The organism is Flavobacterium sp. (genome assembly GCF_043773265.1).
Classification (GTDB): domain Bacteria; phylum Bacteroidota; class Bacteroidia; order Flavobacteriales; family Flavobacteriaceae; genus Flavobacterium.
Map to the genome: position 1 here is coordinate 1 of NZ_JAYVFH010000098.1, position 6,275 is coordinate 6,275.

A 6,275-nucleotide genomic window follows, 5' to 3' on the forward strand; every position below is an offset into this window, starting at 1 on the left:
CTTGGTTCTAAATTATTAAAACTGGCAATAGTTTTATTTTTTTTAAAAAATTCTGTCGCTATTGGAGTAGCTTTTTCATAAATTTCTAATTCTTCATTATATACTACTGGTTGATTGTTGGTGTAAATATTTTGAGTAAAACTACCTAAACGATAAAACAAACTATATCTTAAACCATATTCTACATTAATTTTAGAACTAATTTTTTGTTCAGCACCAATGTAAAAAGCTGGTTCTAGTGCAAATTTCTTTTCTAATTGTCTAAAATTAATTCCAGAATCGTCTCTAGATGGTTCTATTGTGCCAGGATTGAAATTATAATAAATTGCATTTGCACCATAATTGAGTTTCAACTTATCTGATAAGTAATATTTAAAATCATATTTCAAATTGTAATTTTTAATTCCAGAATTCCAATTAAAACCAACTAGATCAAGATTTAAACCATAATAGTAATCGCTATAAATCATAGATAAATTAGAAAACAATTTTTCAGAAAATAAATGGTTCCATCTCAAATTTAAAGTAGAATTTCCATAAGTGTTAACAAAACTTTGACTTAAACTAAAGACATCTCTACCAAAATATCCAGATAGAAATAAATTATTATTTTTATTAAATTTATAATTTAGCTTGGTATTTAAATCATAAAAGTAAGCCGAATTTTCATTTTTGGATAATTTTAATAATAAATGAGCATAAGAACCACGACCAGCTACTATAAACGAGCCTTTGTCTTTTACAATTGGACCTTCGGCAAGTAATCTGCTAGAAATCAATCCTATACCGCTATTAATATGAAAATTATTACTGTTCCCATCTTTTTGATAAGTATCTAAAACAGATGATATTCTACCTCCAAATCTTGATGGAATTCCACCTTTGTAGAGTTTTAAATCTTTTATAGCATCTGGATTAAATACAGAGAAAAATCCAAATAAATGTGATGAATTAAAAATTGTAGCTTCGTCTAATAATATTAAATTTTGATCAGCACCACCACCACGAACATTAAATCCCGATTGACCTTCGCCAGCATTTGTAACACCTGGAAGAAATAAAATTGATTTAATTATATCTACTTCTCCAAGAACGACAGGCATTTGTTTAATTGTTGCAATTGATAATTTATTAACACTCATTTCTGCTTTTCGAGTGTTGGTTTTATTTTGATTTGTAATCATTACTTCTTCTAAAACTTCACCAGAATCTATTAATTGAAAATCTTTTTTAATATTTCCATCAAGATTTATTGTCTCGTTTATTAATTGATAACTTACATAACTAATGGTTACATTGTATTCACCTTTTGGAAGTGTTAATGAATAAAATCCATATTCATTTGTGGTTGCAAAAATCTTAGAATCATTTATATTTATGTTTACACCAAAAAGAGTTTCATTGTTTTTAGAGTCAGAAATTGTTCCGCTTATTGTATGTTTTTCTTGAGAAAAGCATAAAAAAGAAATTAATAAACTATAAATTGTAAATGCTAATTTGTTTAAAGGCATACTATTTGATTTGATTTTACAAATTTGACTATTAAATTATTATTTTGTTACATAACATATGTTAATGTATGGTTAACTATAATTACAATTTATATAGTTTTTAAATACATTTACAACTTGATTTTTAATTTGACTATGAGAATATTTGTTTTTTTTATTGCGTTTTTCTTTTCCTTGTTGGGTTTTTCACAATTTGAAAACCCTAAAAAAGGAGTTCGTTTTGCGCCAATAAAAAAGAAAGAAGCGCCATTGAAACCTCTTGATAAAAAGTCAGATACTCCAATCGAAATTAAATATGAAAGTAGTTTAGATAAGCTAAAAGGCGATAATGTTTTAAATGATTTTTCTATACTTCCAAAAAAAGTTGAAAAAGGAATTATGGATACAAGTGATCCAACTATTAGAAATTCGTCTGAAATTTATACTGATAAATTAAATAAAAAGTTAACATCAGAAGGAATTTCACAAGAGATTTTAAATAATGATTTATTTTTAGGAGAATTCATTGTTTATACTAATGAATTAGATACTGCATGTAGAGATTATAGCGCTATTGATGGAGATAATGTTAGAATTTGGTTGAATGGTGAAATTGCAGTTAGAGAAGTAAATTTGGAATCAGAATTTAAGCGTTATCATTTAGTATTAAAAGAAGGATTAAATATTATACAAATTGAAGCTTTAAATATTGGTTTGTCTTTTCCAAATACTGGTCAGTTTAATTTCTTTGATGGAAATGGAAGATTAGTAACCAACCAAAATTGGGGTTTAAATTCTGGTTACAAAGCAATTGTAAGAATAATAAAACTAAAAGGAATTTCAGAAAAAGCTTCAGATGAAAAATAAAAAAAGACGACCAAAAAGTCGTCTTTTTAAAGATGTTTTAAAAATATTTTAAGACAGTTTTTTATCTAAGTTTTCTTTAATTGCTGCCAAGAAACCTTCTGTTGTTAAATAATCTGCTTCGGTTAAACCAACTGGTTTTACTAAACTAGCTAAATCTTTAGTCATTTTTCCGCTTTCTACAGTTTCAACACAAACTTCTTCTAGTTTAGTACAAAAATTTATTAATTCTTGGTTGTTATCTAGTTTTCCTCTGTGTTCTAAACCTCTTGTCCATGCAAATATTGATGCAATTGGATTTGTAGATGTTGCTTTTCCTTTTTGATGTTCTCTATAATGACGAGTTACAGTTCCATGTGCTGCTTCTGCTTCAACAGTTTTTCCGTCTGGAGTAACTAGTACAGAAGTCATTAATCCTAAAGAACCAAATCCTTGAGCTACTGTGTCTGATTGCACATCGCCATCATAATTCTTGCATGCCCAAACAAAACCACCAGACCATTTCATTACAGATGCAACCATATCGTCAATAAGTCTGTGCTCATAAGTCATTCCGTTTTTATCAAATTCTGCTTTGTAGGTTGATTGATAAACTTCTTCGAAAATATCTTTAAATCTTCCGTCATAAGCTTTCAAAATTGTGTTTTTTGTAGAAAGATAAAGAGGCCATTTTTTTGTCAAAGCCATTTGAAAAGAAGAATGTGCAAATCCATAAATAGATTCATCATTATTATACATTGCCATTGCAACACCATCACCTTCATAATCATAAACGTGCCAAGTTATTGCTTCGCCTTTTTCTGGCTGAAAAGTCATTGTTAGTTTTCCTTTTCCTTTTATAACAGCATCAGTTGCTTTGTATTGATCGCCAAAAGCGTGACGACCAATAACTATTGGTTTTGTCCAACCTTGAACATATCTTGGAACGTTGCTCATGATAATTGGTTCTCTAAAAACTGTTCCGCCAACTATGTTTCTTATTGTTCCGTTAGGAGATTTCCACATTTTAGAAAGTCCAAATTCTTTAACGCGCTCTTCGTCTGGAGTTATTGTTGCACATTTTATTCCAACATTGTATTTTTTTATTGCTTCTGCCGAATCGATTGTAATTTGATCTTTAGTTGCTTCACGACTTTCAATTCCTAAATCGTAATATTTAATATCTAAATCTAAATAAGGAAGAATTAATTGCTCTTTTATAAAGCTCCAAATAATTCGTGTCATTTCATCGCCATCCAATTCTACTACAGGATTTGCTACTTTAATTTTAGCCATTTTATTAGTTGTTTGTTGTTTATTTTTAATTCGCGATAGCAAATATAAAGAAACGATTACAATTTCTTATTATTCTGTTTACTAAATCGATTGAATTATGAATTTATAATTTTATAAGAATTAAAATTATGAATTTGATAAATTTGATGGGAGTTTACAGCAAAAAAAATCCTAACATTATGAATGAAAGGATTTTTATATTTAATTTAAAAAAAGATTTAGTTTTTGTATCTTCTTTCTTTAATTTTTGCTTTTTTACCAGTAAGTTCTCTAAAGTAGTAGATTCTTGCTCTACGAACTTTACCTCTTTGGTTAACTTCAACTTTTTGTAAAGCTGGCATGTTTACTGGGAAGATACGTTCTACACCAATTGCTCCAGACATTTTACGGATTGTAAAAGTTTCAGTTATTCCTGAACCTTTTCTTTGAATTACAACTCCTTTATAGAACTGTGTTCTTGTTTTTTCACCTTCTTTAATTTCGTAGTATACAGTGATTGTATCTCCAGCCGAAAATAAAGGAAAATCTTTTTTTGTTGATAATTCGTTATTAACGAAATCTACTAAATTTGCCATTTTAAATGCTAATTATGGTTTAAAATCTAAACAACATTCACGGTTTTCGCCAGAGGTTAGTTAAATGTGGGTGCAAATTTAGGTATAAATTATTAATTATTAATCATGAATTACATTTTTTTTTAATTTAAACAAGAAGTTTTAGTTGCTCTATAATGTCTTGATTATCAACTTTAAATAAACTATTGTTTCGGATGCTTTGATATAAATCATCAAAAAGACCATTGAAATTTCCTTTTAGAGATGGAATAATTTCTGTAATTAATTCATTATCTTTATTATAATAAGTTAATTTTCCTTCTTTGTTTGGTTTTTCAAGACCGAAATTTTCATTTAATGTTGACAATCCATTCATTAATTGGTTTTCTTGTTCGTCACAAAATTCTTTTATAAAACTACCTTTTGTACCATGAATTATAATTCCAGCTTGTGCATCAGCAACCAACATGCTCGTTGTAATAAATACATTTACTTTATTTTTAAATTCTATATGTATAAAAGCAAAATCATCAACTAATGAATTTTCACGATAACTATTTTTGTATTTATAATGATTCTTTGGTTTTCCAAAAATAGAAATGGCTTGATCAATTAAATGTGAACCCAAATCATAAAATATTCCATTACTTGGAACTTGTGTTTCTTTGAAAGTTTTTGAACCAATTGTTGGGCGATATCTATCAAAACGAAGATGAACTTCAATAATATCACCAAGCTTTCCTGAATTTATTATTGATTTTGAAGCCATAAAATCACTGCTCCACCTGCGATTGTGGTAAACAAATATTTTACGATTTACTTTTTTTGACAATTCTAATAATTCAATAAATTCTTCAGGAGTTGTTGTAGCTGGTTTTTCAATAAGAATATGTTTCTTAGATTCTAATGCAAGTTTAGTATAATCGTAATGAGTATTATTTGGAGTGTTTATAACAATAAGTTCGATATTATTATCAGAAAGTAAATCATTTATAGTTGAAAAACTCTTGATATTCGGATAATCTAATACAGCTTTTTGATTATTTCTTTCTAAAACTGCATATAAATTAAATCCTTTATTTGTTGATAAAAAAGGAGCGTGAAAAACTTTTCCAGATAATCCATAAGATAAAAGTGCAGTTACAATTGGTTTTTCCATATTGATTTTATTCTTCTAACAAATCTGGTCTACGATTTTTTGTATGTTCATAGGCCATATCTTCTCGCCATTTATCAATTTTTGCAAAATGACCACTAGTTAAAACCTCTGGAACTTTCCAACCTTTATAATCTGCAGGACGAGTATATATTGGTCCAGAAAGTAAGTTGTCTTGAAAACTATCTGTTAGAGCAGAAGTTTCATCAGATAAAACTCCTGGAATTAATCGTATTAATGCATCCGATAAAACTAATGCGCCAAGTTCACCTCCAGAAAGTACATAATCACCTATAGAAATTTCTTTAGTAATAAAATGGTCACGCACTCTTTGATCAACACCTTTATAATGACCACAAAGAATTATTATATTTTCATACATCGACATTGAGTTGGCCATTTTTTGGTTTAATGTTTCACCATCAGGAGTCATATATATTATTTCGTCATAATTTCTTTGAGATTTTAAAAAACTTATGCAATCGTCAATAGGTTGAATATTCATTACCATTCCTGCACCACCACCAAACGGATAATCATCTACACTTTTTTGTTTATTTGTAGTAAAATCTCTCAAATTATGAAAATGAACTTCTACCAATCCTTTATCAATTGAACGTTTCATAATTGAAGATTCAAAAGGACTTTTTAATAATTCTGGAAGTAAAGTAATTATATCTATTCTCATTTTTTTATAAAAAAAACAAAGATACAATTATAACTTATTTAAATTTTAAAATAAATTAAAAACACGTAAAAATACGTATACTCAAGATTAATAGGTAGTTTACATTTGTAGAATTACAAGATAGGAGTTTTCTTTATTTTGTATTTGGAATAAATATTTTTTTGATTGTATTAATTTATAGAAACTGCTTTTTATATGTATTTAATTGTTTTTTATCGATTTTAATTGCTAAATATTTTTTATTGAAG

Annotated in this window: 6 protein-coding genes; 1 reads left to right on the forward strand and 5 read right to left on the reverse strand. The window is 27.7% G+C overall.

Annotation, left to right across the window (positions count from 1 at the left end; translation table 11 throughout):
• A partial coding sequence (locus ACH2BO_RS05235) for a carboxypeptidase-like regulatory domain-containing protein (protein WP_395043696.1) occupies positions 1 to 1,511 on the reverse strand: 1,511 nt, incomplete at its 3' end.
• A gap of 135 nt (positions 1,512 to 1,646) precedes the next feature.
• Between ACH2BO_RS05235 and ACH2BO_RS05240 the strand changes: the two genes are divergently transcribed.
• Positions 1,647 to 2,357, forward strand: a complete 711-nt coding sequence (locus ACH2BO_RS05240) for a hypothetical protein (RefSeq protein ID WP_395043697.1) — start codon at positions 1,647 to 1,649, stop codon at positions 2,355 to 2,357.
• A 48-nt stretch (positions 2,358 to 2,405) separates the two neighbouring features.
• Here ACH2BO_RS05240 and ACH2BO_RS05245 read toward each other — a convergent pair whose 3' ends face one another.
• From ACH2BO_RS05245 to trmD, 4 genes are all read right to left on the reverse strand, one after another.
• Entirely contained in the window at positions 2,406 to 3,629 is a 1,224-nt protein-coding gene (locus ACH2BO_RS05245) for an NADP-dependent isocitrate dehydrogenase (protein ID WP_395043698.1), read from the reverse strand.
• Positions 3,630 to 3,847: 218 nt separating this feature from the next.
• Positions 3,848 to 4,204 carry a 50S ribosomal protein L19 gene (gene rplS, locus ACH2BO_RS05250; protein ID WP_395043699.1) on the reverse strand — a complete coding sequence of 119 codons (357 nt, stop codon included), beginning with the start codon at positions 4,202 to 4,204 and terminating at the stop codon, positions 3,848 to 3,850.
• Between the two features lie 127 nt (positions 4,205 to 4,331).
• The gene (locus ACH2BO_RS05255) at positions 4,332 to 5,342 is read right to left on the reverse strand and encodes a Gfo/Idh/MocA family oxidoreductase (protein ID WP_395043700.1); all 1,011 of its coding nucleotides are present in this window, start codon (positions 5,340 to 5,342) and stop codon (positions 4,332 to 4,334) included.
• Positions 5,343 to 5,349: 7 nt separating this feature from the next.
• On the reverse strand, positions 5,350 to 6,027 hold the full coding sequence (trmD, locus tag ACH2BO_RS05260; protein WP_395043701.1) for a tRNA (guanosine(37)-N1)-methyltransferase TrmD: 678 nt from the start codon (positions 6,025 to 6,027) through the stop codon (positions 5,350 to 5,352).
• Between the last annotated feature and the right edge of the window lie 248 nt (positions 6,028 to 6,275).